This is a genomic window from Limosilactobacillus sp. DJ3M12 (assembly GCF_947381695.1).
In the GTDB taxonomy this organism is placed as follows: domain Bacteria; phylum Bacillota; class Bacilli; order Lactobacillales; family Lactobacillaceae; genus Limosilactobacillus; species Limosilactobacillus kinnaridis.
This window is the reverse complement of sequence record NZ_CANCWY010000055.1, coordinates 1-1,080: the sequence shown is the minus strand read 5'-3', so window position 1 is coordinate 1,080 and position 1,080 is coordinate 1. Positions and strand designations below refer to the sequence as shown.

At 41.3% G+C, this 1,080-nt stretch carries 1 protein-coding gene; it reads right to left on the bottom strand.

What is annotated here, in order from left to right; translation table 11 throughout:
* The coding region (locus tag QOS06_RS10635; RefSeq protein ID WP_283596038.1) for a DUF1542 domain-containing protein at positions 1 to 1,080 on the bottom strand (1,080 nt) is incomplete at both ends.

Sequence of the window (1,080 nt, the reverse complement as noted above, 5' to 3'; positions counted from 1 at the left end):
TGTCTTAACATCAGCGTCTTTAGTGGCAGCATCAATTGCAGCCTTAGCTTTTTGACCTTCAGCAGCAACTGTCTGCTTCAAATCAGCCTTTTCTTCAGCAGTTAAGTTTGAAGCATCGATTGCATCGTTCTTAGCCTTAGCAGCTTGATCGATGGCATTCTTAGCAGCATCTTTAGTTGCAGAAGTAGCAGGAACATTAATGTTGTTAATAGCCTCTTCACCAGTGGTTTGCGCTGTCTTAACATCAGTGTCTTTAGTGGCAGCATCAATTGCAGCCTTAGCTGTTTGAACTTCACCAGCAACTGTCTGCTTCAAAGTATCCTTTTCTTCAGCAGTTAAGTTTGAAGCATCGATTGCAGCGTCCTTAGTCTTAGCAGCTTGATCGATGGCAGCCTTAGCATCAGCTTTAGTGGCAGAAGTAACATTAATGTTGTTAATCTTTTCAACACCAGTGTTCTTAGCTGATTCAACATCAGCGTCTTTAGTGGCAGCATCAATTGCAGCCTTAGCTGTTTGAACTTCACCAGCAACTGTCTGCTTCAAAGTATCCTTTTCTTCAGCAGTTAAGTTTGAAGCATCGATTGCAGCGTTCTTAGCCTTAGCAGCTTGATCGATGGCAGCCTTAGCATCAGCTTTAGTGGCAGAAGTAACATTAATGTTGTTAATCTTTTCAACACCAGTGTTCTTAGCTGATTCAACATCAGCGTCTTTAGTGGCAGCATCAATTGCAGCCTTAGCGTTATTTGCAGCAGTGTTGGCGTCATTAGTTAACTTAGCTTTCTCGTCGTCAGTTAACTTGGTGTTAGCTTTGATGTCATCTAATTTCTTAGTTAAAGCATCATCGATTGCCTTGTTAGCAGCATCCTTAGTTGCAGAAGTAGTAGGAACATTAACGTTGTTAATGTTATCAACACCAGTGTTCTTAGCTTTAGTAACATCAGCGTCTTTAGTGGCAGCATCAATTGCAGCCTTAGCGTTATTTGCAGCAGTGTTGGCGTCATTAGTTAACTTAGCTTTCTCGTCGTCAGTTAACTTGGTGTTAGCTTTGATGTCATCTAATTTCTTAGTTAAAGCATCATC